This is a genomic window from Streptomyces sp. NPDC104371, assembly GCF_055583785.1.
This window is the reverse complement of record NZ_JBVJNF010000006.1, coordinates 315,082-340,866: the sequence shown is the minus strand read 5'-3', so window position 1 is coordinate 340,866 and position 25,785 is coordinate 315,082. Positions and strand designations below refer to the sequence as shown.

Sequence of the window (25,785 nt, the reverse complement as noted above, 5' to 3'; positions counted from 1 at the left end):
ATGTTCCGTACCGCCCTGCGCAACGTACTCGCGCACAAGGCACGGCTGTTGATGACCGTGCTCGCCGTCATGCTCGGCGTGGCCTTCGTCTCCGGCACCCTCGTCTTCACCGACACCTTCGGCAACGCCTACAAGAACAAGTCGGCCAAGAGCTTCGACCACGTCTCGGTCGCCATGACCGCCCACGGCGGCTCCTACCTCGACGACGGCACGCAGAAGCCGCCGCTCACCGACTCCGTCCTCAAGAAGGCGCAGGCGCTGCCCGGCGCGGGCGACGTACTGGGCGGGGTGACCGGGTTCACGGCACTCGCCGGCAAGGACGGCAAGCTCGTCGGCGGCAACTGGGGCACCACCGGCGCCAACTACTTCCCCGGCAAGGACGGCAAGGACCCGCGCTACACCTTCACGTCCGGCCGGGCCCCCAAGGGCTCCGATGAGATAGCCCTGGACAGCGGGACCGCCGACCGTACCGGCTACAAGGCCGGCGACTCGGTCCGCTTCTCCACCGACGGCCCCGTCAAGACCGCACGGATCAGCGGCCTCTTCGACACAGACGACGGCAGCGTCACGGCGGGCGGCAGCATGGTGCTGTTCGACAACGCCACGGCCCGCGCGGTGCTCGGCAAGACCGGCTACGACGAGATCGACATCAAGGCGGCGCCCGGCACCTCCGAGTCGGCGCTCATGACCCAGGTCGACAAGATCCTGCCGGACGACGCCCAGGCGTCGACCGCCGCCACCCTCAAGGCGGACCAGGACCGGATGATCTCCGAGCAGACCAGCTCGATGAGCCAGGTCCTGCTGATCTTCGCCGGCATCGCGCTGTTCGTCGGCATCTTCATCATCGCCAACACCTTCACGATGCTGGTCGCCCAGCGCACCAAGGAGATCGCCCTGATGCGCGCCGTCGGCGCCTCGCGTCGGCAGGTGACCCGGTCCGTGCTGATCGAGGCGGGCATCGTCGGCGGCATCGCGGCCGTGACGGGCTTCGTGCTCGGCATCGGTGTGGCCGTGGGACTGCGCTCGCTGATCAACGCCGGCGGCGCTTCGCTGCCCGAGGGCCCTCTGGTCGTCGCCCCGACCACGGCGGTCGTGGCCTTCGTCATCGGTGTGGTCGTCACGATGCTCTCCGCCTGGCTGCCCGGCCGCCGCGCCGCGAAGATCCCGCCGGTCGCCGCGATGAACAGCGTGCACGCGACACCGACGACGCGCGGCCTGGTCGTGCGCAACACCATCGGCTCCCTCATCGTCGCCTTCGGCGCGGCCCTGCTGTTCCTCGACGACAACTACGCGAAGGCGGGCGGCGCGGGCGTCATGCTCGTCGGCGTCATCGTTCTCACACCGCTCCTGTCGCGGCCGTTCATCGCCGCGTCGGCACCACTGCTCAAACCGTTCGGCGTCACCGGCAAGCTGTCGCGCCTCAACTCCCTGCGCAATCCGCGCCGCACGGCGTCGACCGCGGCGGCCCTGATGATCGGCCTCACCCTGATCACGGCGATGACAGTGATCGCCACGTCCATGGGCTCCGCCATCAACAAGATGGCCGTGGGCTCGATGAAGGCCGACTACATCGTCTCGATGGCGAACTACCAGCCGCTGACCCCCGAGGTCCGCACCAAGCTGGACGCGCTGCCCGAGGTCGAGACGTCGAGCCCGCTGCGCGACGTCTCCGCGGAGGTCTCCGGCTCGTACACGCCCGTCTCCGGCGTGGACGCCAAGGCCCTCGGCAAGCTGTTCTCCCTCGACTTCACCAGCGGCTCGATGGACGCGTTCAAGGGCAAGTCGGTGCTCATCGACAAGAAGACCGCCGACAAGGAGCACGTCACGGCGGGCGACACCGTCCCGGTGAAGTTCTCCGAGGACGACAGGACGGAGCGCCTGAAGATCGCCGGTGTCTACGAGGGCAACGCCATGATCAACGGCCTGTTCGCGCCGACGTCCGTCGTGGACCCGCACCTGACGAAGGTCGCCGACAGGCAGGTCCTCGTGAAGATGAAGGACGGCCCGTCCGAGAAGGCCGAGGACAGCATCGTCAAGGCTCTCGGAGACAACCCCGCCATCAAGATCCAGGACAAGCAGGGGGTGAGCGACGAGATCGGCGGCGCCATCAGCATGATGCTGAACATCCTGTACGGGCTGCTCGCCATGGCCGTCCTGATCGCGGTCCTCGGCGTCATCAACACCCTCGCGATGTCGGTGTTCGAGCGCAAGCACGAGATCGGCATGCTGCGGGCCATCGGCCTGGACCGCGCGAAGGTCAAGCAGATGGTGCGCCTGGAGTCGATCGTGATCTCCCTGTTCGGCGCGGTGCTCGGCATCGGCCTCGGCCTCTTCCTCGGCTGGGTCGGCGGCCGCGGCTTCGGCGAGCAGATCAGCACCTACTCCATGGAGATCCCGTTCGGCCGGATCGTGACCTTCCTGGCCGTCGCGGCCCTGGTCGGCGTCCTGGCCGCCCTGTGGCCGGCCCGTAGCGCGGCGCGCCTGAACCCGCTCATGGCCATCAAGAGCGAGTAGCCGCCCACGAGTCGGGCCCCGGACGCGAAGTCTGTGCGTCCGGGGCCCTTCGCGTATACACGGTGGGTGCGGACAAGCCGTCCTACGACGGCCGGCGTCCGCCCTGGACCAACGCCCACGCGTGGGCGAACAGCTCGGGCAGCGTGCGGGTGGGAAGGGGAGGCGGGTTCTCCAGTCGGCCGTTGTACGAGCGTCTCACCCCGAGCAGTTCCGCCTTCCACGCCTCCATGGGCTGGTAGGGCTTGCGTGCGTGGATCCACTCGCCCGGCAGGAAGAGTCGCCGTCCCGCCCGGGGGCGCTTGTCCTCGACGACCAGGCCGCGCTCGACCAGCACAGCGCCGGCCTTCTGCTGCCGGGCGGCCGTCCAGCCGTTCCACATGCGGATGTTCCGGTCGCTCGGCGCGCGCAGGGTGAGCAATTGCAGATAGAGCGCTGCCGCGTCCTCGTCCATGCCGAGCGCGTCGACGACCTGACCCACGACGTCGGGCGCGGAGAGCACCGGGTTCGTCTCGTACGCCCCCGCGGGAAGTGAAGAGCCCTCGATCCTCTCGACGACGCGCGCGCAGGTCGGCCCGCGCAGCCAGTCGATCATCTCGACCTCGGGGTCGTAGGGGGAGCCCGCTCGGGCCGCCAGCAGCGTCCGGCTGCGGTCGTCGTCGCCGTAGAGCGCCGGGCGGAAGTAGAGCCGGGGCTGGGATCGCACGCCATAGCGGTCGACGATGCTGTCCACGACCACGGTCAGCCCGTCGTCGACGCTCGCGACGTCCAGCGGCTCCGGGCCCGCGTAGGGACGCGAGCCGAACAGGTGGTGCACATCGGCCACCGCACGCCCCACCCCACTGCTGAGCACGCCGCCGTCCAGCAGCAGGCCCGGGTGGTCCAACCGCTCCCGCAGCGCCCGTACGAGGCCGGGTGTTCCGGCGCGGACCGGGTCACCGGCGGGAAGCTCCGCGTAGGCCCAGAAGAGGTTCGGGACGACGGAACGCAGGGTGTCCTTGAAATCGACCAGGTCCCAGCCCTCGGCGGTCGCGAAGGCCCCGAAGTCGCTGTTCCGCACCCAGGTGTCGAGGTTCGACCCGAGACCGCGGATCACCGCGTGGTCGGTGAACGCCGCACAGAACCGGCCCGCCGACATGAGGGGCAGCAGGTGCAGGTCCAAGGCGGCGTCGAAGGTGCGCTCCGGAACCACGGTCCGTCGGCCGTACCGCTCCCGCCACGCCTGCGCGATCCGCTCCGCGACCGTGCGCATGCCCTGCGGCTCCCACAGTTCGGCGGGGTCCTCCGGAAGCACGTCCGCCACCAGGTCGAGGCGGTCCCGGGGGCTCATCCGGCCGGGCTCGTGGGCGCCGTCCTCGGCCTCGGCCACCTTGAGCCGGTGGATCTTCCGCTCCCGGTCGTCGAGGCGCGGGAGGTACCCGACCGCGAGCATCCCCGCCAGCGCGAAGGACGCCGCCGCCCGGCCCATCCCCGTACCGTCCCTCAGCACGGCCACCGCGTCGAGGTCCCACGGCACCGGCCCGCGCTCCTGGACGAGGTCGACCAGTCGGCGCACCTGCTCGGCACTGCCCCATCCCTCGCGCGGGACCTCGGCCACCTCCTCGATCGCCCCCAGGCTCGGCGGCTCCCCTTCCCCTGTGCGCAGGTCGACGAACCTCCGGAGGTCGCCCTCGGCCCAGCCGACGACGACGGCCGCCCCTCGCTCGTCCCGGACGGCCGTGGGGGCTCCCTCGGCTATGCGCACCACACCGGTACGGATCCGGGACCGCGGATCGGCGAAGGGGCTGTCCGCCCAGATCCGCAGCAGCGTGAGCAGTCGTCGGCGCCGCTCGTCGCGCGTGGGCTCCACCGCGGCACGCAACGCCACCGCCCCGATACACCCCATGAACCGCGTCCAGGACCCCTCGCCCCCCATTCCCGGACCTTCGTCCGGCGTGGCCGGACCCCACGTCCCGGCCAGATAGCGCCCCGTCCGCTCGATACCGGCCAGCGACCCCTCGCGGCTCCAGTGCCCCAAGCCGTTCACGAGCCCGTCGAGCGCGACCCCCACCGAGTGATCGTCCAGGGCCGCGACCTCGGCCCGCGCCGTCATCAGCTCGCCTGCCGCCACCCGCTCGTCTGCCGCCATCCTGTCCCCCCGTACCCGCACGAACGACCTATGCGGAGATCATCGCGTACGGGTCTGACAACGAAGCGTGACGTCCACCCGTCATCGATGCCGGGCCCCACCCGGTAGTGCGCGCACCCACAGACCCGGCCGACGCGCAAGTCGGTACGGGCAAGTCACTCGTTCGGCCTAATGGCGCTGTTGGCCGCATGCCCCGAGGAGTCGGCTCAGGGCCGCTCCAGGAGGGGCTTTCGCCGTCGTCGGAGTTGCGCGGCGCTCTGACGTCGCGCGACATAGGAGTGAGACCCGTCCATGGGTCATGCAAGGAGGAACTATGCGTCGCACGACAATCGGTGCTCTCCTGTCCGTCGCTCTCCTCGCGGGACCCGCGGCGGTCACCGCGGAGGCGCAGGCACAGCCGGTGGCCCGGACAGCCACCGTGCAGGCCGCACAGAGCCAGACCCAGAACCCGACACAGGTCGACCGCAACAAGGACGATGGCGGCGGAGGTTGGGGGCTTTGGGGACTCGCCGGTCTTCTCGGTCTGCTCGGTCTCGTCCCTCGCGGGCGGAAGGGCGGCCACGACACGGGGACCTATCGGGGCACAGGAGGTACCGGAACCGGCACGCGCACAGACCGTCCTTGAGCCGTCGCGTTCCGCCTTCCTTGCTGGCAGCAGTGTCGAGTGGGCGGTGCACCCCGCCGAGGGGTGCACCGCCCGACTGCTGACACCCCGCTGACGTACTTGTCCGAACAGCCCCCTGCGGCGCCGTCGATGGGCACACTTGGGGCATGTCCCGACAAGACGATCTGGCACAGGAGATCCGCGCACTCTCCGAAGCGGAGGCGGTGCGGGCGCTGGCGGTACTGGTGGAGGACCGGGGGCTGCTCGCCTCGGCCGCGGGGATGCCCGTGACGGACGACGAGTTACGTGTCGCCCTGGGTGCGGCTGGGGTCGTGGGGAGCCTGTCCGCGCCGGAGGGTTCTTCGGTCGGCGCGGGGGAGGTCGCGCGGGATGCGCTCCAATACGCCGCAGCCCAGGAGGACTTGGCGGGCGTGGTCGGTGAGGCCGTCGAGTATGCGCGGTCGCCGCTCGATCGGTTCGACCCCGTGGCCGTCTCCGTCGGTGTTCTGGTCGTCACGCTGCTCCAGACGGAGGTCATGGTCAAGCGGGACCCCCGTGGCAGATGGAGTCTGACCGTCCACAAGCGGGCCCTCGGGGACTCCTCGCTCGGGCGTCTGCTGGCGACGCTTCTCTCCCACCTCACCAACGGCAAGTAGCGCGGGGGTACTTGACGTGTCGGTGTCGGTGAGGGCGCCCTACTCGTGGCGCTGCGAAGCGTGTGACAGGCAGTGCCAGGTTCCGGTGTGGCGCGTCGTCGACGGACGTGAGCGCGCCGATGTGCTGGAGGGGCGCGGTACGCCGCCGGACGGGTTCGAACCCGGTCTGTGCTGGGTGGACTGCCCCGGCTGCGGCAGCCGGGCACCGATCGAGGCGCCGCTGTTGGTCCTGCGGCCCGACGCGTCCGTACCGACGCTGTTCGCGACCTCCGTCGCCGAGCTTCAGCAGGACGCCACGGCGACCGCGGCCGACCTGGTGGCGCAGGCGGCGCGGGCCGGTGCCTTCGACGGCGCCCCTTTCGGCGGGCAGGTGATCCCGCTGCCCCGCAGGCTGCTGCCGCACGTACTGAGCCGCGACACCGACCGCGATCTGGCCGATCCCGAGGCCGCCTTACGGGAGTTGACGGCGCACGGGCCGCCGACGGTCGCCAACTACCGGTACTTCTTGCGGTCCGTCGCCGAGAACCAGGACGAGGCACGCCTCGGGGAGCTGCTGCACACCATTACGGTGACCCCGCCGGATCGGCTGGCCGAACTGGTCCGTGCGCACCCCGAGTTCACCGACAGCAGCCGCGTACACGACGCCGGTGAAGAGGAGTTGCGCGCGGCTCTCGGTACCCCGCTGGAAGCGACGCTGCGCCTACGCCAGCAGCTTCTGGAGGATCTGTGCGGCGGCCGTATGCCCGTCCGTACGGCGATCGACCGCTATGCCGCGTCGCTGGGCGCCTTCGCCCACGACCTGCGGGCCCACCTGCACACGATGTACGCCACCGTGCGTGCCGCCGACGACCTGGGCGTGATCCCCCTGGCCCGCGAGGCGTTCGAGCTGGCCGGGCAGCTCGGCGAGGAGGGGATGGAGACGGAACTGGCCGCCCGGCTCGGCGAGCGTCTGGTGGTCGCCGTACGCACCGGGCTCGACGCCGATCTGTCCGAGGCGCTGCGCGTCCTGGAACACGCCCTGGCCCGGCTGCCCGAAGGCAGCCTCCAGTGGGCCGAGGTGGCGAACAACCTCGCCGCCGCCCAACATCTTCGCGACGACGGCGACCGCCTCGAGTGCTGGGAGACCGCCCGCGACCTGCTCGCCCGCGCCACCGCGCTGGACCGCCGCGCCCAGCCTGAATCCTGGGCGCGGATCCAGACCAACTACGGGCTGCTGCTCGCCGAACGGCCCGGCGGCGACCGTACGGATCTCACCCTGGGCATCGACCACGTCAACGCCGGACTGGCGGAACGCTCCCCCGAGCGGAACCCGGTCGACTGGGCGTACTCCCTGCTCAACCTGGGGCTCCTGCTGTTCCGGCGCGCCGAGCCGGACGACTTCGCGCAGGCGGAGCGGTGCTACCGGAACGCCCTGCGCCGTCTGCGCCCGGACGACGACCCCGTGCTGTGGTCGCAGATGCGGTGCAACCTGGCCGATCTGCTGCTCTCCCGCGAACCGGCGGACCCGCGTGGCGCTCGCGAAGTGGCCGTCCCCGTGGTCGAGTTCGACGCCGTCCGTCCGGGTCTCCTCGACACCGGACGCGCCACCTGGCTGCTGGCCAGAGCCGCCGACCTGCTCGACGGTCCGGGCAGCGCCGAGAGCGTACGACTGCGCCGTGCGGCCCTGGCCGCCGCACCGCCGCGTGTCGCGCCGTCCCTGCATCTCTCCATCGCCCGGGAAGCGGTCAACTCCCTTGCGGCGCACGGGGACTGGGACGGCGCGGCGGAGGTCGCGTCGGGCATGCTGTCCGCCGTCCACGCGCTCTACGACGCCCAGGTCACCGCCGCCGGTCGCCGGAGCGTACTCGCGCAGGCGAACGGGATCGCCCGCCGGGCCGCCTTCCTGCTGGCCCGCGCGGGGCATCCGGAGCGTGCGGTGGAAGCGATCGAACGTGGCCTGGCCTGCGAGTTGTCGGTGACGACCGGGCGGGACACGGTGGATCTGGAGGCGCTGGAGCGCGTCGACCCCCTGCTGGCCCAGCGCTATCGGCGGGCGCGCGAGCGGTACCGGGTCCTGGTGGCGCAGGCGCCTGCGGGCCCGGACGGCGGTACGTCCGCGGGGCCCGCCCTCGGGGCGGCGGCGGCCGAGCGCGCCGTGCGCCAGGTGGTCGAGGAGATCCGTACGATCCCCGGCTTCGAGGGCTTCCTGCGCACCACGGAGCTGGCGGACATCGTCCGGGCCGCCGGTGGCACGCCGCTCGCCTACCTGGTGAACGCGCCCTGGGGCAGCTACGTCCTCGTGATCCCCCGCGACGTGGACGCGCTCGCGCGGCCTCGTGTGCACGCCTTCTTCGTCCCCGAGGTGAGCAGCACCTCGATCGTCCGCCTGCTGACGCTGGACCCGGACGTCGAGGGCGCGGGACTGCTTCTGGTCCAGCAGGCCGGTGTCCTCAAGCGGCGTCGGCTGCTCCCGGCGGCCGTGGACCGTCTCCGGGGTCTCGCGCCGCTGCTGCGTCCCGTGGCCCGGCTCCTGGCGCGGGACCCGAGGCACGAGGCGGTCGTCGTGCCGACCGGTCTGCTGGGACACGTCCCGCTGCACGCCGTACCGCTCGGCCCGGAGACGGATGCCGCCGTACCGCTCGGCCCGGAGACGGACGCCGTACTCGATGACACCGGCACGCTGACGCTCGCCCCGTCGGCAGGCGTGTACGCCGCCTCGCGCGCGGCTGCCGCACGGCCGCCGCTGCCGGTGCCGCGCCTGGTCGCCGTCACCGACCCGGACGGTTCGCTTCCCGGCGCCCGTAGCGAACTGGCCGAGCTGCGCGACCTGTTCGCGCCGCAGGGCGAGACCTGCCACGCGATCGGGTCCGATGCCACCGTCGGGTGGCTGCTCGATCACCTCGCCGACGCCTCGCACCTTCACCTGAGTTGCCACGGCAGGGCGGAGTTCGCGGGCCGGGGAGGCTCACTGGCCCTCGCGGACGGGCAGTTGGACCTGGACACCGTGGTGCGCCGCCGACTCCCGTCCTGTCGACTCGTGGTGGCGAGCGCCTGTCAGTCCGGTCACTACGAGATCAAGGAGGCGCCCGACGAGTTCATCGGCCTCCCGGGCGGCTTCCTTCAGGCCGGGGCCGCCTGTGCGATCACCAGCCTGTGGCAGGTGAACGACATGGTGACCGCGCTGCTGATGACACGCCTGTACGAGCTGCTCGCCCCCGCGGGCCCCGCGCCGGGCGAACCGCCCGCGTCCGCGCTGCGCCGCTCGCGGACCTGGCTGCGCGGTCTGACCTGGGACGACCTGGCGCGGTACGCCGCGGCCCACCCGCATCTCGCGGACCTGATCGGACAGTACGGACCGGCCGCCCGGCCGACACCCGACCGGGACGAGCGTCCGTTCGCCTCGCCCGTCCACTGGGCCGGGTTCACCGCGTGGGGGGCGTGAGCGGTCGCTCAGCTTCTGCGCGTCGGGCCCATCGCGTCGAGCGTGTAGTGGGCGTAGGGGCTGACGGGCGAACTCGGTGCGCTGACGTCCATGACCGTGTAGCGCCCGCCCGCCAGCCCTGAGACGGTCACCGTGGCCGGGGTACTTACTTCGTGGCCGTTGACGCAGCTCGGCTCGCAGACCACCTCGACCAACGACCCCCGAGCGGTGGCCGAGGGCTCTCCCCACGCGGTCCAGGTCAGATTCTGGAGCGTGGCGGCGCCGTCACCGCAGGCGATCAGGAGCCAGTCCGGCTCGCTCAGGGCCTTCCCCTCGCAGTCGGCGATCGCGCCGGGCTGTCTGGTCTGCCGCGTGGTGACGGAGGTCGGCTCCTGATCGGCGGCCGTCTCCTGCTCCGTGGCCTGGCCCTCGTCCTCGTCCTGGCTTCGGCCCTCGTCCTGGTTCTGGTCCGGAGCCGGTGGCCGTGGCGCCTCGCTGGGTGTCGCCTCACGCGTCGGCTCACTCGGTGTCGACTGGATCGACGGGGGCGCTTCGGCGATGTCGGTGTCGGGGTCGCTGTCGTGGTGCGGCACCGTGATGACCAGGGCCGTGACGATCGAGCTGACGACGGCCACGGCCCCGAGAAGGGCGACGCGGCGAGGCCATGTACGCCTGGGCGGCAGGGACTCCGTTCCGGTCGGAGGGACCGGTGGCGGGGTGAGGTCGGTCACGTCCGTCCGGGTGGGCGGCGCGTCAGCAGGCGTACCGGTCAACGCCTCGGCCCCAGAGGCCAGTTGCGGACTCTCGACCTGTCTGCGCGCGATCAGCTCGTCCACCTCCGGCGGCCAGGTGCGCGGTGCGGGCACGAGCGGGCCGATGGCGTCGAGCAGTTGGACGGTGGTCGGCTGGCCGCCCGGCTCCTTGGCCAGACACACGCCGACGACTTGGCGCAGCCTTACGGGGAGGTTGCTGATGTCGGGCTCGCCTGACCCGGCGTGGGCGCCTCTGCCGGTGTACGCGGTGACCAGCAGCAGTCCGAGGGCGACCAGGTCGGCGGACGGTTCGTACGGTCGGCCGGTCTGCCCCGGCTGACGGGCCGAATCACCTTTGCCGAGCGCCCTGTTGGCGTCGGAGTCGGCCAGCCGAGGACCGCTCTGGGTCAGCAGCACGCTGGCGAGCTGGATGTTGCCGTGGGCGAGGCCCGTCTGATGCAGCCCCGACAGCGCGACGGCCAGCCCCGCCGCGATCCGGAGCACGGACTCCTCCGGAAGCGCGCCGACGGCGTCCACGATCTCCGCGAGCGAGAGCCCGGAGGCGGGTCTCTCCACCGCCGTGCCGGTGTCCTTGCGGAGCCTGTTCCCGAAGCGGGACGTACCGACTGCCTTCGTGTTGTCTCCGGCCCAGCGCTTCATCCTGTCCCCTTCGCCAGAAGAAGTCCCAGGGCAGGCCCGAGCGGCTCCGACCCCGCGACAAGACGTCGCTCGCAACTGCGTCGAACGTACACCGCGAACCCCCTTGCCCACAGGCGTCTTTGCCCCATGTTGTCCGGCAGCCGTTGATCGTTTCGCCGTGTGTGTCCGCAAGAGCGGCCGGGCTTCGGCAGCTCAGGAGCGCTACCGCCACGTCGGCGTCGTTACCCCCCACGGGTATATTGGCGACACACCCGTTGATGACCTCTTCGAGCGCGGACGGAAGCATGACGACAGCCGAGGGAAGAAGGGGCGCCGCAGGCGCCGTCCTTCGCGGTACGCGTGCTGCCGTCCTCGTCCTGGTCGCGGTGCTCGCCGTGCTGGCGCACCACGAGCTGGTCGCGCCGATGGTCCATGTCCCGGCCGCACGGACGGTCGCCGCCGCCCCGGCAAGCGACATGACCGGCATGGATCACGGGTCCGTCCCGCTGATCGGCGCCTCGGACTCGGTCGCCATGGACCTCGACGGCGCCTGCACCGGCGTAGGAACGCACCACTGCACCGCCGCCGGTGTCGACACGGTCAAGACGGTGCCTCCGACCGAGGTCGCCGTCGGCGACGCTCCGGCCGTCCCCTCGCACGCCGTCGCCGGGCGGGACGTCCCCGGAACCGTCGGCCGGGCTCCACCCGATCTCTCCCTCCTCTCCCGGTTGCTGCTGTAGGCCGCGCCCACGGTCGCGCGTGTTCTCGTACGCGCGCTGCCGTTCCCGCACGCCGTATTCGGCACTCAGCGTGAACAACCGTGAGATGAGGACTACTTCGTGAACACCGTGAACCGCCGATCCGTGCTCCTGGCCGGACTCGGTATCGCAGGCGTGGGCGCGCTCGCCGCGTGCGGCACCGGCTCCGACGCCGCCCCCGCCCTGGTCGACCCGTCCGGCTCGGCGGTCGCCGCGGCCGAGAAGAAGCGCGCCCGGACCGGCAGGACCCATGAGACGACCTTGGTCGCCGCCCCGGCCACGGTGGAGCTGGGCGCGGGCATCACCGCCAAGACCTGGGCGTACGACGGCCGGACCCCCGGCAAGGAGCTACGCGTCTCGGCGGGCGACCGGATCGCCGCCACGCTCTCCAACCAGCTCCCCGGCAACACCACCACCTCCGTCCACTGGCACGGCCTCGCCCTGCGCAACGACATGGACGGCGTCCCACCGGCCACCCAGGCCGCCGTCAAGGCCGGGCGCACCTTCACCTACCGCTTCCTCGCCGACGCCCCCGGCACCTACTTCTTCCACCCCCACGTCGGGGTGCAGATCGACCGCGGTCTGCATGCCCCGCTGATCGTGGAGGACCCGAAGGAGCCGCTGTCGTACGACGAGGAGTGGGTCGTCATGCTCGACGACTGGCTGGACGGTGTCACCGGCACTCCTGACGAGGTCCTCACCGAACTGTCGCGGGGGATGGGCGACATGCACCACGGCGGCCATGACATGGGGCACATGGGCGGCATGGAGATGGACGGCATGGACATGAGCGGCGGCTCGGGCGGCTCCGCGTCCGCCTCGCCCTCCGATGGCGGCATGTCGATGAAGTTCATGATGATGGGCGCCCGGAGCGCGCTGCTCGGCGGCGACGCGGGCGATGTGAAGTACCCGTACCACCTGGTCAACGGCCGGGTCGCGACCGATCCGCAGGTGTTCCGCAGCAAGCCGGGCAAGCGGGTCCGGATCCGGCTGGTCAACGCCGGGGGCGACACCGCGTATCGCGTCGCCCTCGGCGGGCACCGGCTGACCGTCACCCACACGGACGGCTTCCCCGTACGGCACCAGGAGGCCGACGCCCTGCTGATCGGCATGGGGGAGCGCTACGACGTCCTGGTCACCCTCGCCGACGGTGTCTTCCCGCTGGTCGCGTCGGCCGAGGGGAAGAACGCGAGCGGTATGGCCGTGGTCCGCACCGGCTCCGGGGGCCGTCCCGAGGCGACCGTCCGCCCGAAGGAACTGGACGGCGAGATCATGTCCGCGGCGCGGCTGAAGGCGGCGGACGACGTGCGGCTGGCGGCGCGGAAGACGGACCGGGTCCACCGCATCGAGCTGACCGGCAGCATGGCGGCGTACGACTGGTCCATCAACGGCAAGCGGTTCGACATGAGCGACCCGGCCGCCGATCCGATCATGGTGGAGCGAGGTCAGCGCGTCCGGCTGGACTTCGTGAACAACACGACCATGTGGCACCCGATGCATCTGCACGGTCACACGTACCGAATCGGCGGCGACGGGCCCCGCAAGGACACCACGATCGTGGTGCCCCGGCAGACGGTGTCGGTCTTCTTCGACGCGGACAACCCCGGCCAGTGGATGCTCCACTGCCACAACGCGTACCACGGCGAGGCCGGGATGATGGCGCTGGTGGCCTACCCGGCCTGAGCCGTCGGTCCACGGGCCCACGGGTCCCTCGGCAGTGCGCCGGTCAGGAGTGCGAGGGCACCCGGCAGGCGCAGGGACCCGTCCGGCCCGGGGAGTTGCCCGCCTGGCCGAGATACGAGGCCATGGCTTGCAGCACCGCCGCGGTGACCACCTGGGTCAGCGGGTGGGTAACTCCCTTGCGGAATCGGGTCCATGAGGTCCCTCGTACGCTCTGCGGTCCCGCCTGGTCCGGCAGTTCCGGTGGGTACGTCATGACCGTGCTCCCTTCGGTACGGACGGGTCCGCCCGAGGCTCGACGGCCTTGCTGAGCCGTCGAGCCTCGGGCGATCCGCTGGGCCGGGTCTGCGTCGAGCGCTTACCGGTCGGTGGGCTGGAAGCCGCGCAGTCGCAGGCTGTTGCCGACGACGAAGACGGAGGAGAAGGCCATGGCGGCTCCGGCGATCATGGGGTTGAGGAGGCCGGCGGCGGCCAGGGGGAGGGCGGCGACGTTGTAGGCGAAGGCCCAGAACAGGTTGGCCTTGATGGTGCCCAGCGTCTTGCGGGACAGGCGGATCGCGTCGGCCGCGACGCGCAGGTCTCCGCGGACCAGGGTCAGGTCACCGGCCTCGATCGCGGCGTCGGTGCCGGTGCCCATGGCCAGGCCGAGGTCGGCCTGGGCCAGAGCCGCCGCGTCGTTGACACCGTCACCGACCATCGCGACCGAACGTCCCTCACCCTGAAGGCGCTTGATCACCTCGACCTTGTCCTGCGGCAGCACTTCGGCGATCACATGCTCAGCGTCGATCCCCGCCTCCGCCGCGACCGCCTCGGCCACCTTCTTGTTGTCACCCGTCAGCAGGATCGGGGTGAGACCGAGGGCGCGCAGGCGGCGGATGGCCTCGGGGCTGGTCTCCTTGATCGCGTCGGCGACCTCGAGGACGGCGCGTGCCCGGCCGTCCCAGGCGACCGCGATCGCGGTCCGCCCGGCGGTCTCGGCCTTCGCCTTCGCTTCCCGCAGATCGGCGGGCAGTTCCATCGCCCACTCGGCGAGAAGCTGTTCGCGGCCGACCAGGACCGCGTGTCCGTCCACGATGCCCTGCACGCCCAGCCCTGCCAGGTTCGCGAAGTCCTCCGGCACGGGCAGGGTGCCGACACGGGCGGCGGCGCCCGCGGCCACGGCCTGGGCGATGGGGTGCTCGGAGGAGTGCTCCAGCGCACCCGCCAGCCGCAACACCTCGGCCTCGCTGGTGTCCTCGGCGGTGTGGACGGCCAGCAGCGTCATCTTGCCGGTCGTGACCGTACCCGTCTTGTCCAGCACGATGGTGTCCACCTTCCGCGTGGACTCCAGCACCTCAGGACCCTTGATCAGAATGCCGAGCTGCGCACCACGCCCCGTGCCGACCATCAGCGCGGTGGGTGTGGCCAGGCCCAGCGCGCAGGGGCAGGCGATGATCAGGACGGCGACGGCGGCGGTGAACGCGGCCGTCAGACCCGCGCCGTTGCCCAGCCAGAAGCCCAGCGTGCCCAGCGCCAGCGCGATCACGACCGGGACGAACACCCCGGAGATCCGGTCGGCCAGCCGCTGGGCCGCGGCCTTGCCGTTCTGCGCGTCCTCGACCATCTTCGCCATCCGCGCCAACTGCGTGTCCGCACCGACCCGGGTGGCTTCGACGACCAGGCGTCCGCCCGCGTTCAGGGTCGCGCCGGTGACCGCGTCACCGGCCCCCACCTCGACCGGCACCGACTCACCCGTCAGCATCGAGGCGTCCACCGCGGAGGAACCCTCCACGACCGTCCCGTCCGTCGCGATCTTCTCGCCCGGACGGACCAGGAACCGGTCTCCGACCTTCAACTCCTCGACCGGGACGAGCACTTCACGCCCGCCACGGATGACGGTGACTTCCTTCGCGCCCAGCTCCAGCAACGCCTTCAGCGCCGCACCCGCACGCCGCTTCGAACGCGCCTCGAAATACCGGCCCGCCAGGATGAACGCGGTCACCCCCGCGGCGGCCTCCAGATAGATGTTCCCCGCGCCGTCACCCCGCGCGATCGTCAGCTCGAACGGATGCCGCATCCCCGGCATCCCCGCCGACCCGAAGAACAGCGCCCACAACGACCACAGGAACGCCGCCGACGTTCCCACCGAGATCAGCGTGTCCATCGTCGCCGCGCCGTGACGGGCGTTCGTCCAGGCCGCCTTGTGGAACGGCCACGCGGCGTACGTGACCACGGGCGCCGTCAAGGTCAGGGACAGCCACTGCCAGTAGTCGAACTGCAACGCCGGGACCATCGCCAGAACGATCACCGGCACCGCCAGCACCACCGCCGTGACCAGCCGCTGCCGCAACGGCACCAGCTCATCCACCGGCTCGCCGCGGCCCGCCTCCGGTTCAGCGCGTACCGGCTCCGGCTCACGCGCCGTATAGCCCGTCGCCTCCACCGTCGCGATCAGATCCGCCACCGACACGGCCGCGTCGAAGGAGACCTTCGCCTTCTCCGTCGCGTAGTTGACCGTGGCCTCGACCCCGTCCATACGGTTCAGCTTCTTCTCGATGCGCGCCGCGCACGAAGCACAGGTCATCCCGCCGATAGCAAGCTCGACCTCAGCGGCACCAGACGTAGCGGTGGTCATGTCTGCTCCTCGCAGCTCACGGACAGGGCGGGCGAAGAGGATGCTGCTCCCTCGCAGGCTCCCTCTCATACCCCCTAGGGGTATCCCTTACCTCATGTATACCCCTCCCCCGTACGGGACGCAAGGCGATGCACCGTTTGATACCCCACAGGGGTATCCGCAGGACGGAGATCCGCGCACCGGACCCACGCACGGCCATCACCCGAACGGCGCAACATGACTCAGTGCGCCGGGCTCTCAGGGGGTTTGCTGGCTCAGAGGGCGTCCGTCCTGGGAGGCCGGTCATGTATGAGATGTGCGTAGGCCCCGACGGGGCAGGCGAGACGTTGGTGTGGCACGTGATGGCCAAGCAGGCCACCACCACTCTGTGCGGGCGGCAACTCGACGAACGGATCGAGGCGTCCGGTGCCGAGCGGGCGGAGCACTGCACGCCCTGCATGGCCTCGTTCGCGAAGCTGATGGCGGACGCCCGGCCCTGAGGCGCGCGGAGCGGGTCCTCGCGCTCACACGTTCAGGTGAACGTCGTTGATCGTCCTGTGGGCGTGCGCCCCGGCGCCCTATGCAGTGACGTATGGATCAACTCCGTACCCCGGACAGTCATCAGCCCTTCTCCCGGCGGCAGTTCACCACCGTGGCCGGTACGGCCACCGCCGTGACCGCGCTCGGTCTCGCCGCGCCGGAGCCCGCCGCCGCCGCGCCCGCCGCACCCGTCCTTCCCCGCCAGGCCGCCCCCTGTCCGCCGAGATCCACCGCCGACTGGGACACCTGTCTCGCGGTCGCGCGGGCGCTGCTGGTCGTGGACGACCACGACGCGTCCCTCGTCCCCGCCTACCAGAAGATCCTCGACTCCGGGCTGCCCCGCGCCAGGTCCACGGCCGCCAAGAAGATCCTGGTGGTCGGCGCCGGACCGGCCGGTCTCGTGGCCGCCTGGCTGCTGAAGCGGGCCGGGCACCACGTCACGGTGCTGGAGGCCAACGGCAACCGCGTCGGCGGCCGGATCAAGACCTTCCGTACGGGCGGGCACGAGCACGCGGCCCAGCCGTTCGCCGACCCCAAGCAGTACGCCGAGGCCGGGGCCATGCGGATCCCCGGCAGCCATCCGCTGGTGATCGGCCTGATCGACCGGCTCGGCGTCCAGCGGCGGCCGTTCTACCTCGTGGACGTCGACGGCGAGGGCAAGCCCGTCAACCACGCGTGGCTCCATGTCAACGGCGTCCGGATGCGCCGCTCCGACTACGCGAAGTCGCCTCGCAGGATCAACCAGTCGTTCGGCGTCCCGAGCAAGTACCTGGACAAGCCCTCCTCCCAGATCCTGCGCGAGGCCCTGGACCCCGTACGCGACGAGTTCAGCACGGTCGGCGCGGACGGCAAGCGCGTCGACAAGCCGCTGCCCGAGCGGGTGCGGGGCTGGGCCCGGGTGATCCAGCGGTACGGCGACTGGTCCATGTACCGCTTCCTGAGCGAGCAGGCGGGCTTCGACGAGCGCACGCTCGATCTCGTCGGCACCCTGGAGAACCTGACCTCGCGGCTGCCGCTGTCGTTCATCCACAGCTTCATCAGCCAGTCGCTGATCAGCCCGGACACCACGTTCTGGGAGCTGGTCGGCGGCACCGCGACGCTGCCGGACGCGCTGCTGCGGAAGGTCGAGGGCCTCGTACGCCTGGACCGCCGCGCGACGCACATCGAGTACTGGTCCCCCGACCGGCACGGCAGCGACGACACCTCGCAGGTCCGCGAGGGCGGTCCGCACGTATGGATCGACACGGTGTCCGAGGGGCGCGACGGCAAGGTCGTCCGCGAGCAGTTCACGGGCGACCTGGCGATCGTCACCGTGCCGTTCTCCGGGCTGCGGCAGGTGCAGGTCAGCCCGCTGATGTCGTACGGCAAGCGGCGTGCCGTCGCGGAGCTGCACTACGACAGCGCGACCAAGGTGCTGCTCGAATTCAGCCGCCGCTGGTGGGAGTTCACCGAGAGCGACTGGAAGCGGGAGCTGGAGGCGGTGCGCCCCGGGCTGTACGAGGACTACCGGCGGGGCAAGGCGCCCGCCGACGGAAGCCTGCTCGGCGCGCACCCGTCGGTGCCGCGCGGGCACATCAGCCCGGCGCAGCGCGCCCACTACGCGGCCAACCGCTGGGCCACCCGCGACCAGCCCGAGGCGGCGCACATCGTCGGCGGCGGCTCGGTCTCCGACAACTCCAACCGCTTCATGATCCAGCCCTCGCACCCGGTGCCCGGCAGCAAGGGAGGCGTCGTCCTCGCCTCCTACAGTTGGGCCGACGACGCCTCCCGCTGGGACTCCCTGGACGAGGAGGCCCGCTACCCGCACGCGCTGCGGGGGCTACAGCAGGTCTACGGGCAGCGCGTCGAGGTCTTCTACACGGGCGCCGGGCGCACACAGAGCTGGCTGCGTGACCCGTACGCGTACGGCGAGGCGTCCGTCCTGCTCCCCGGCCAGCACACGGAACTGCTCGCGTCGATCCGCACCCCCGAGGGCCCGCTGCACTTCGCCGGGGACCACACCTCGGTGAAGCCGTCGTGGATCGAGGGCGCCGTGGAGTCGGGCGTCCGGGCCGCGCTCGAAGCGCACCGGGCGTAGGCGCCCGCGGACGGACGGTCCGGCGCCCCTTCTTCGGGGCGCCGGACCGTCCGTCCCCTTACATGCCCCCGGACTCGTCGCACTTCTCCGGCGGCTCCCGGTTGTGGCGGCGCGGTTCGGCGGCCTCGACGAGCAGATGGGCCAGGTCGGCGGGCAGCGAGAGGTGCTTCTCCAGCCCCGCGGCGTCCATGCCGTGGACGGCCAGCACCCAGGCGGCATAGACACGGTCGGTGGGCGGCGCGCCGGGGGCCCTCAGGCGGGCGCGGACGGCGGCCTCGGGGAAGCCGTCCAGCGTGTGGGTGGTGAACCACGACGCGTCCACCGGCTCGGCCGCCCTGCCTCGTGGGCCCCGGAACCGCCGGACGCGGCCCTGCCGTGCCCGCGTGCCGATCACGAGGGCGAGGGCGGCGAAGGCCAGGACGGCGGCGGCCACGCCGGGGCGAGTGGCGAGCGGGACCGTCCTCCAGACCGGCGGTATGCCGAGGGCCATCAGGTACACGCAGAAGTGAGGGTGCAGGGTTCGCATCGCGTACCTCCCTCCACTCCTCCATCCTCACGCCGCACCCACCGCTGTCGAAAGGCCGTGCGGTCAAGATCCGTTAGTCTGACTGCCGGCCGCGCCCGGACACGTGCGGTGACCCAGGGGGAGAGATGTTCAGCAAGCAGCGACTGCTGGTCGCCGGGGTGACGGCGGTCCTCATGGCCGGGCTCGCCGCGTGCGGTGGCGGAGGGAACAGCGACGCCGCGGGGTACAAGGGCGGCACGGGTCCCGGCAGCGGGAACGTCAGCACGCAGTCCCCCGCGGACCCGGACCGTGTCGTCGGGCTCCGGGACAGCGTCCGCCATGTCTCCCGCAAGACCGTCCGGGACACCCGGCCGCATCTGGTCAAGGAGTGCACGCCCGCCACCAAGCGGGTCAAGCACACCCAGCGCACGGGAACGGGCACCCGGAAGAAGACGCGCACCTGGTACACCACCGAGCGGTACCGCGACTGTCACAAGGTCCGCCAGGGCACCGAGAGCTACCGGCGGGTGGTCCGGCAGGAGCGGTGGTGCGTGATGCTGGACGACGTGAACGGCGACACCGCGCGGGACGACGTCTGGTACCGGGTCACCAGCACCACGTACCACGAGGCCCTCGGCATGGAGCCGCAGGCGCGGATCGAGTTCGTTCCGACCGGCCTCGGGTGCTGAACCGGAGACCATGATCGAGCCGGGTCGCGGCGGCCAGTAGGCTGGGACCCGCTGCGGCACCCCCACCATCACCCGCCCCGGCGAGTCATGGCCGACAGCGGCCGAGAGGTCTCACGGCATTCGTCGTACGGATTCGTCTTTCGGCGTGCGCCTCAACGGCGTTCGCCTCGCGGCATGAGGATGTAACAACAGGTGCTGATCGCGGGCCGGTACGAGCTGCACACTGCCATCGGGCGCGGCGCGATGGGGGAGGTCTGGGCTGCCTACGACCAGATGCTCGGCCGCCCCGTCGCCGTCAAGGTGCTGCGCACCGAGAACACCGATCCCACCGCCGAGTCCCGGTTCCGGCTGGAGGCCCAGACGGCGGGCCGGCTGCATCACCCCCATGTCGTGGGCGTCCTCGACTTCGGGGAGCACGAGGGCCGGCTGTTCCTGGTGATGGAGCTGGTGGACGGCGACAGCCTCTCCGGGGTGCTCTCCGACGACGGGCCGCTGCCCGCCGAGCGGGTCGCCCTGATCGCCGCGCAGGCGGCGGCCGGGCTCGCCGTCGCCCATGAGCAGGGCATCGTGCACCGCGACATCAAGCCCGGCAATCTGCTGCTCGACGCGGACGGCACGGTGAAGATCGCCGACTTCGGTATCGCCCGCTTCATGGACGACCCGTCGGCGGCGCTCACGGCGACCGGGCAGATCGTCGGTACGAGTCTGTACATCGCGCCCGAGCGGGCCCTCGGCAAGCCCGCGGGACCGCCCAGCGACGTGTACTCGCTCGGGTGCGTGCTCTACCAACTCCTCACCGGACACCCGCCGTTCCGCGCGGGCACCCCGATCGCGATCCTGCACCAGCATCTCGACGCGGCCCCCGTGCCGCCGCGCGAACTCGGTGTCGACCTGCCGCCCGCCTTCGAGAACTACCTGCTCAGCCTGCTCGCCAAGCGGCCCGAGGACCGGCCCTCGGCACGGCAGACCGCCGACTGGTTCGGCTCCGGTTCCTGGCGGGGCCGCGCCGAGCCGCTCCCGACGGCGACCCCGGCACCGCCACCCGTCGCCCCCGCCCCGCCCCGTACCGAGACGGGCCCCGCGACGACGTACAAGCTCCCGACCGCGGCCGGGGGCACGGGGCACCGGGCGGCCCACCGCCAGCGGCCCGCCCCGGCCGTTCCCCGCGAGCGCGTGGCCTCCGGGGGCCGACGCGGCCGGGCGGCGCCGACCGGGGGCGGGCTCGACCTGCGCGCGCTTCTCGCGCAGCGACCGCGCGTGGTGGGGATCGCCGCCGCGACGGTGCTGTTCGTCGTGGCGGTGTTCGTGGGCATGGCGCTGTTCTCCCCGGACGACAGCTCGGCGGAGACCCCCACGGAGACCGAGCAGTCGAGCCCGGCCGATCCGACGCCCTGACCGCGCCCAACGGCCAGTGTTCTACGGGTCGTTGAGCGCCGGGCCACCCAAGGCGCGCCGTCGGCCGGGCGCCGGGGCCCCTCGAACGGTCCCCCACCGCTGGCCCCCGGCGGTCCGCGCGCCAAAGCTGGCCCCATGGACGCCGCGCCCCCTGACGGACTGCCGCCCTTCGAGGACCGGACCGACATCGAGAACGCCGACCGGGGGTTCGTCGCCGCCCTCGCCCCCGGGGTGGTGAGCGCCGAGGACGGGCGGGTGCTGTGGGACGGGGACGCGTACGGGTTCCTCGCCGAGGCCTGTCCCGGCACCGCGCACCCGAGTCTGTGGCGGCAGTCGCAGCTCTGCGCGCGGCAGGGGCTGTACGAGGTGGTCGAGGGCGTCTACCAGGTGCGCGGGCTCGATCTCTCCAACATGACGCTGATCGAGGGCCAGGACGGTGTCCTCGTCATCGATCCGCTGATCTCCGCCGAGTGCGCGGCGGCGGCCCTCGCCCTCTACCGGCACCATCGCGGACAGCGGCCCGTCACCGGGCTGATCTACACCCACTCCCATGTCGACCACTTCGGCGGCGCCCCCGGGGTGCTGCCGCGCGACGACGCGACCGTGCCGATCCTCGCGCCCGCCGGGTTCCTGGACCACGCGGTCAGCGAGAACGTCTTCGCCGGGCCCGCCATGGCCCGCCGCGCCGACTTCGTGTTCGGCACCCGGCTGACCAAGGCGCCCGACGGGCACATCGGCAGCGGGCTCGGCATGGCCCGGTCCACCGGCACGGTCGGCCTCGTCCCGCCGACCGTCGACATCACGCACACCGGGCAGACGGAGACCGTGGACGGGATCCGCATCCTGTTCCAACTGACGCCCGGCGCCGAGGCACCCGCCGAGATGAACTTCCTCCTCCCCGAGCAGCGCGCCCTGTGCCTCGCCGAGAACGTCACGCACACCCTGCACAACATCCTGACGCTGCGCGGCGCCCTGGTCCGCGACGCCCACGCCTGGTCGCGCCATCTCGGCGAGGCCGTCGACCTCTTCGGCGACTCCTACGACGTGGCCTTCGCCTCGCACCACTGGCCGACCTGGGGGCACGACAACGTCGTCCGGCTGCTGGTGGAGCAGCGGGACCTGTACGCGTATCTGCACGACCAGACCCTGCGCCTGCTGAACAGCGGTCTGACGGGCCCGGAGATCGCGGAGGAGCTGCGGCTGCCGCCCGCCCTGGAGCGCGTCTGGCACGCACGGGGCTACTACGGGTCCCTGAACCACAATGTCAAGGCCGTCTACCAGCGCTACATGGGCTGGTACGACGGCAACCCCGCCCATCTGTGGGAGCATCCGCCGCGCGCGCTCGCCGAGCGGTACGTGGAGGTGGCGGGCGGTCCGGAGGCGACGCTCGCGGCGGCCCGGCGGTACGCGGACGCCGGGGACCCGCGCTTCGCCGCCACCCTCCTCAACCACCTCGTCTTCGCCGACCCGGAGAACGAGGAGGCGAAGGAGGCGCTGGCGGGCGTGTACGAACGCCTCGGGTACGGCGCGGAGAACGGGCCCTGGCGGAACATCTATCTGACCGGCGCGCTGGAGCTCCGCAAGGGCGCGGGAGCCCATGACCCCACGGACACCAGCGGGATGACCTCGGCGCTCACCGTGAGCATGCTGCTGGACTCGATCGCGATCCGTGTCGACGGGCCGCGCGCGGCCCGGGAGCCGCGGATCATCATCGACCTGGTGCTGATCGACGAACAGCGCCGCCACCGGATCAACCTGGAGCACGGCGCGCTCACCCACCGCAGCCTGCCGCTGCACCGCACCCCGAAACAGCACGCGGGCCTCACGCTCACGCTGACCCGCGCCGAACTCCTCGGGCTGCTCGCGGGCAAGGGCCTCGCGGGCATCGAGACGGAAGGGGACCGGGCGCTGCTCAAGCGACTGTTCTCGTACGTCACCCAGCCGGACCGGGGCTTCGCGATCGTCACCCCTTGAGCGGCCGGGCGGTCGTCGTACGGACCGCTCCTACAGCGGCGGTTGAGCCGGGGCGGGGCCGAGGGTCGTCGTGCCGGGGGCCGTGCGGTGGCCGAGGCCCGTGCGGTACGCGTCCAGGGCCGCCTCCACCCGGCCCGTACGGCGCAGCAGATCGCCGAGCAGCCGGCACAGGTCCGCCAGGTCACCGGCCGCGCCCGCCCGCTCCAGCAGGCTCAGCGCGCGGACGTAGTGCTCCTCGGCGGCCTCCGTGTCGCGGGCGTCCTCCGCGATGATGCCGAGGAGACGGTGAGCGCCCGCGGAGTGCACGGCGCCGCGCTCGGGGCCGATGTCGCCGAGGACGCCGCGCAGCAGCCCGGCGGCCTCCTGGGACTTCCCGCGGCGGTGCAGCACGTCCGCCAGCTCCACGGCGACCTGGCTGCTGTAGAGGGCGGCCCGCTGCTCGGAGAGCATGGTGAGCGCCTCGCGCAACTCCCGCTCCGCGCATTCCAGTTCGCCGTTCTGCACATACAGGTACCCGCGCATCCAGTGGCAGTTGGACAGCTCGGTGCGTATCTGGAGCTGGCGGTACATCTCGGCGGCCTTGGCCAGGGAGGCGTCCGCCTCGGCGATCCGGCCCTCGGCGATCAGCGTGCGCGCCACCGACCGGTGCATGCGCGCGACCAGCGCCGGGTCGCCCACCTGGGGCGCGAGCGCCAGCGCGAACTCGGCGGCCTGGGCCGCGCGCGCATGGGCGCCCATGTCCATGTACGGGCCGATCGCGCTCGCGTAGAGCAGCAGCAGGGCGTCCGGGTCGTGCAGTCCGGAGCGGTTCAGTTCGTCGAGGGTCGTCTCCAACAGGTAGCAGGCGTAGCGGAGTTCACCGGCGAGGTAGTGGGAGACGGCACGGCCGCGCAGGGCCGGGACGCGGCTGGTCAGCGGCGCGTCCCGCAGATGCTCCTCCGAGCGCTCGAAGTGGCGCCGCCCGGTGATCAGATCGCCCCGCTCCAGGGCGCACTCGCCGAGCCCGAGCAGCGCGGCGGCCTGCTCGCCGACGAGCCCGTGCTCCTCGGCCTCCGCGAGCAATGCGCCGTACTGTTCGGCGGCGGCCTCGGCGTCGCCGGTCGCGAGGGTGCGCTGGGCGTCGGTCAGCCTGAGGCGCAGGCCGGTGGCGAGATGGGGCGGGCGGCCGGTCAGCAACTCCTCGTAGGCGATGCCGAGTTGCTCCGCGATATGCCGCAGCGCCGGTTCGGAGGCGCGGACCCGGCCCGCCTCCACGGTGGAGATGTACGCGGGCGTGTACGCGGGTTCGGCCAACTGCTTCTGGGTCAGCCCGCGTTCGGTCCGCAGCCGCTGCACCCTGCGTCCGATGGTCTCCGGATCGTCACGCTCCGCCATGTATCAAGCATGCCATCAACTGCACTTATCTCCCTGCCCAGTTGCGCGGATTCCCCGCGCCTCCTGAAGCACAGCGCACTTGACGCAGGTGGGCGCGGACCGGGAACCTCCGCGCACCCCCTTGCACCACCCCTCGGGACGGCCTACGTTAAGCCGGACGTTAAGCCCACTTAACAAGCCGCTGATGCGAGGCGAGGTCGCCGTGCTCCGACGAACAGCCGCCCGCTACTCCCGAAGCGTCGCCGCCGCCCTGATCGCCGTGGCCGCCCTGACCATGGCCGCCCAGCTCGGCCCGGCGGAGACCACGGAGTCGGGGAACCCGTCGTACGTCCCCTCGGCCAGCCCCTGATCGGGCGTCTACCCCGGCACGTGCTGGGTCTGCCTCAACTCCTCCAGCCGCATGCGCACATGCCGGAGCGCGCCCTCGCGGCGGCCCGGCACCCGCGCGCGCAAGTCCGCCAGGGCGGGCCCCAGTTCGCAGGCCAGGGCCGGATCGCTCAGGCGGCTCCACTGGTGGTGGGCGCGGTCGACGGCGGCCTCCACGGCCGGGTCCTCGGGGTGCTGACCGGCGTCCAGCCGGGCGGCGGCCACCGCCAGCCAGGCCCGGCAACTGCGACCGGCGTCCCCCGCGAGCATCGCGAGGTCGGCGCCGACCTCGCCCCAGTGCAGCGCCTCCTCGGAGCCGGGCCCGCGCTCGCGCACCGCGGCCTCCTCCCACCGCGCCGCGAGCGCCGCCGCGTCGGCGTGCCGACCCTCCCGGACGGCAGCCGTGAGGGCGCTGTGCGGGTCTGGGGGCGTGGACGGGGGCGTGGCTGGGGGTGACGTCCGGGAGGAGGCCCAACTCCCGTCCGTCGCCTGCTCGTCGGGGCTGAGGATCAGCTCGTCGGGCGTGCGGCCCTTCGCGAACGCCCGTGCCAGGGCCTGGCGGTGGAGGGCCGCCGGTTCCGGCCGATGGCCGCTGCGCAGGATCGTCGCCAGCGCCTTCGTGTACACCGGGGTCGCCCGCGTGCGGCGCGGTGGCGGCGGGCCGAAGCGGCCGTAGAGGGCGACCCCGGGGCCGCAGTCGAGGGAGAGCGCGTGCCGGGCCCGCCAGGTCTCCGCGTCCGCGTGCAGATCCGCGAACACCATGGTCGTACCGGGCGTACGCAGCCGCAGTTCCTCCCGGAACCAGTGCCAGGGGAAGCCGGTGCAGCGGACCGTGGCCGGGGTGGTGCGGGCCAGCGCCAGATGCGGCAGACGCTGGCGGCGGTCGAGCTGGAGCTGCCCGGTGAGGAACACCGTCAGCGGGCCGGGGGCGGTCGCGGCGCTCCGCAGCCAGGTCAGAACGGCCTGCGGCTCCAGGGGGTCGGCGAGTGCGACCACGTTCGCCGTGTCGGTCCCGGACAGCACGGGCGGGGTGACCGCGGCGAGCACCGGGAGCACGGACGTCGCGTCCACCAGGCTCCCCTTGCCCGCCGGTGACGCCGCGAGCAGCAGCACGGTTCCGGGCATCGTTGCCTCCCCGATCGAC

The 25,785-nt window shown here is 72.1% G+C and carries 19 protein-coding genes; 12 read left to right on the top strand and 7 right to left on the bottom strand.

The annotated features are described in order from the left end of the window. Positions 1-2,514 carry an ABC transporter permease gene (locus tag ACZ60T_RS20835; protein WP_469667195.1) on the top strand — a complete coding sequence of 838 codons (2,514 nt, stop codon included), beginning with the start codon at positions 1-3 and terminating at the stop codon, positions 2,512-2,514. 82 nt (positions 2,515-2,596) lie between these two features. Here ACZ60T_RS20835 and ACZ60T_RS20830 read toward each other — a convergent pair whose 3' ends face one another. Beyond that, positions 2,597-4,639, bottom strand: coding sequence for a hypothetical protein (locus ACZ60T_RS20830; protein ID WP_469667193.1), 2,043 nt, complete (start codon positions 4,637-4,639; stop codon positions 2,597-2,599). Positions 4,640-4,937: 298 nt separating this feature from the next. On the opposite strand from ACZ60T_RS20830, the gene ACZ60T_RS20825 reads away from it, so the two are divergent. The 3 genes from ACZ60T_RS20825 to ACZ60T_RS20815 all read left to right on the top strand — a co-directional run bounded on the left by ACZ60T_RS20825 (position 4,938) and on the right by ACZ60T_RS20815 (position 9,320). Continuing rightward, positions 4,938-5,264, top strand: coding sequence for a WGxxGxxG family protein (locus tag ACZ60T_RS20825; protein WP_469667192.1), 327 nt, complete (start codon positions 4,938-4,940; stop codon positions 5,262-5,264). Positions 5,265-5,410: 146 nt separating this feature from the next. Continuing rightward, on the top strand, positions 5,411-5,899 hold the full coding sequence (locus tag ACZ60T_RS20820; protein ID WP_469667191.1) for a hypothetical protein: 489 nt from the start codon (positions 5,411-5,413) through the stop codon (positions 5,897-5,899). 85 nt (positions 5,900-5,984) lie between these two features. Next, positions 5,985-9,320 (top strand): CHAT domain-containing protein, encoded by a 3,336-nt coding sequence (locus tag ACZ60T_RS20815; RefSeq protein WP_469667190.1) that lies wholly within the window; start codon positions 5,985-5,987, stop codon positions 9,318-9,320. Positions 9,321-9,328: 8 nt separating this feature from the next. Here ACZ60T_RS20815 and ACZ60T_RS20810 read toward each other — a convergent pair whose 3' ends face one another. Next, a complete protein-coding gene (locus ACZ60T_RS20810; protein ID WP_469667189.1) occupies positions 9,329-10,711 on the bottom strand; it encodes a serine/threonine-protein kinase in 1,383 nt (460 codons plus the stop codon). Between the two features lie 284 nt (positions 10,712-10,995). On the opposite strand from ACZ60T_RS20810, the gene ACZ60T_RS20805 reads away from it, so the two are divergent. Then, positions 10,996-11,430 (top strand): DUF6153 family protein, encoded by a 435-nt coding sequence (locus tag ACZ60T_RS20805; protein WP_469667188.1) that lies wholly within the window; start codon positions 10,996-10,998, stop codon positions 11,428-11,430. A gap of 99 nt (positions 11,431-11,529) precedes the next feature. Next, positions 11,530-13,131, top strand: a complete 1,602-nt coding sequence (locus ACZ60T_RS20800) for a multicopper oxidase family protein (protein ID WP_469667187.1) — start codon at positions 11,530-11,532, stop codon at positions 13,129-13,131. Positions 13,132-13,174: 43 nt separating this feature from the next. Here the strand turns inward: ACZ60T_RS20800 and ACZ60T_RS20795 are convergent, their stop codons facing one another. Next, complete coding sequence (locus ACZ60T_RS20795) at positions 13,175-13,384, bottom strand: hypothetical protein (RefSeq protein WP_469667186.1); 210 nt, start codon at positions 13,382-13,384, stop codon at positions 13,175-13,177. Between the two features lie 102 nt (positions 13,385-13,486). After that, entirely contained in the window at positions 13,487-15,742 is a 2,256-nt protein-coding gene (locus ACZ60T_RS20790) for a heavy metal translocating P-type ATPase (protein ID WP_469667185.1), read from the bottom strand. Positions 15,743-16,026: 284 nt separating this feature from the next. Here ACZ60T_RS20790 and ACZ60T_RS20785 point away from each other — a divergent pair, with 284 nt between their 5' ends. Continuing rightward, positions 16,027-16,221, top strand: coding sequence for a hypothetical protein (locus tag ACZ60T_RS20785; protein WP_365628494.1), 195 nt, complete (start codon positions 16,027-16,029; stop codon positions 16,219-16,221). A gap of 92 nt (positions 16,222-16,313) precedes the next feature. Next, positions 16,314-18,338, top strand: a complete 2,025-nt coding sequence (locus tag ACZ60T_RS20780) for a flavin monoamine oxidase family protein (protein WP_469667184.1) — start codon at positions 16,314-16,316, stop codon at positions 18,336-18,338. A 58-nt stretch (positions 18,339-18,396) separates the two neighbouring features. Here the strand turns inward: ACZ60T_RS20780 and ACZ60T_RS20775 are convergent, their stop codons facing one another. Next, on the bottom strand, positions 18,397-18,864 hold the full coding sequence (locus tag ACZ60T_RS20775; RefSeq protein ID WP_469667183.1) for a hypothetical protein: 468 nt from the start codon (positions 18,862-18,864) through the stop codon (positions 18,397-18,399). A gap of 125 nt (positions 18,865-18,989) precedes the next feature. Between ACZ60T_RS20775 and ACZ60T_RS20770 the strand changes: the two genes are divergently transcribed. The 3 genes from ACZ60T_RS20770 to ACZ60T_RS20760 all read left to right on the top strand — a co-directional run bounded on the left by ACZ60T_RS20770 (position 18,990) and on the right by ACZ60T_RS20760 (position 22,901). Next, positions 18,990-19,532: a hypothetical protein gene (locus tag ACZ60T_RS20770; protein WP_469667182.1), complete on the top strand. Its 543-nt coding sequence runs from the start codon at positions 18,990-18,992 to the stop codon at positions 19,530-19,532. 192 nt (positions 19,533-19,724) lie between these two features. After that, a complete protein-coding gene (locus ACZ60T_RS20765) occupies positions 19,725-20,927 on the top strand; it encodes a serine/threonine-protein kinase (RefSeq protein ID WP_469667181.1) in 1,203 nt (400 codons plus the stop codon). 135 nt (positions 20,928-21,062) lie between these two features. Continuing rightward, entirely contained in the window at positions 21,063-22,901 is a 1,839-nt protein-coding gene (locus ACZ60T_RS20760) for an alkyl/aryl-sulfatase (RefSeq protein WP_365628510.1), read from the top strand. Positions 22,902-22,931: 30 nt separating this feature from the next. Here the strand turns inward: ACZ60T_RS20760 and ACZ60T_RS20755 are convergent, their stop codons facing one another. Next, positions 22,932-24,275 carry a helix-turn-helix domain-containing protein gene (locus ACZ60T_RS20755; protein WP_469667180.1) on the bottom strand — a complete coding sequence of 448 codons (1,344 nt, stop codon included), beginning with the start codon at positions 24,273-24,275 and terminating at the stop codon, positions 22,932-22,934. Positions 24,276-24,459: 184 nt separating this feature from the next. Here ACZ60T_RS20755 and ACZ60T_RS20750 point away from each other — a divergent pair, with 184 nt between their 5' ends. Beyond that, entirely contained in the window at positions 24,460-24,624 is a 165-nt protein-coding gene (locus ACZ60T_RS20750) for a hypothetical protein (RefSeq protein ID WP_365628516.1), read from the top strand. 8 nt (positions 24,625-24,632) lie between these two features. Here ACZ60T_RS20750 and ACZ60T_RS20745 read toward each other — a convergent pair whose 3' ends face one another. Further along, positions 24,633-25,766 (bottom strand): hypothetical protein, encoded by a 1,134-nt coding sequence (locus tag ACZ60T_RS20745; protein ID WP_469667179.1) that lies wholly within the window; start codon positions 25,764-25,766, stop codon positions 24,633-24,635. Positions 25,767-25,785: the final 19 nt, after the last annotated feature.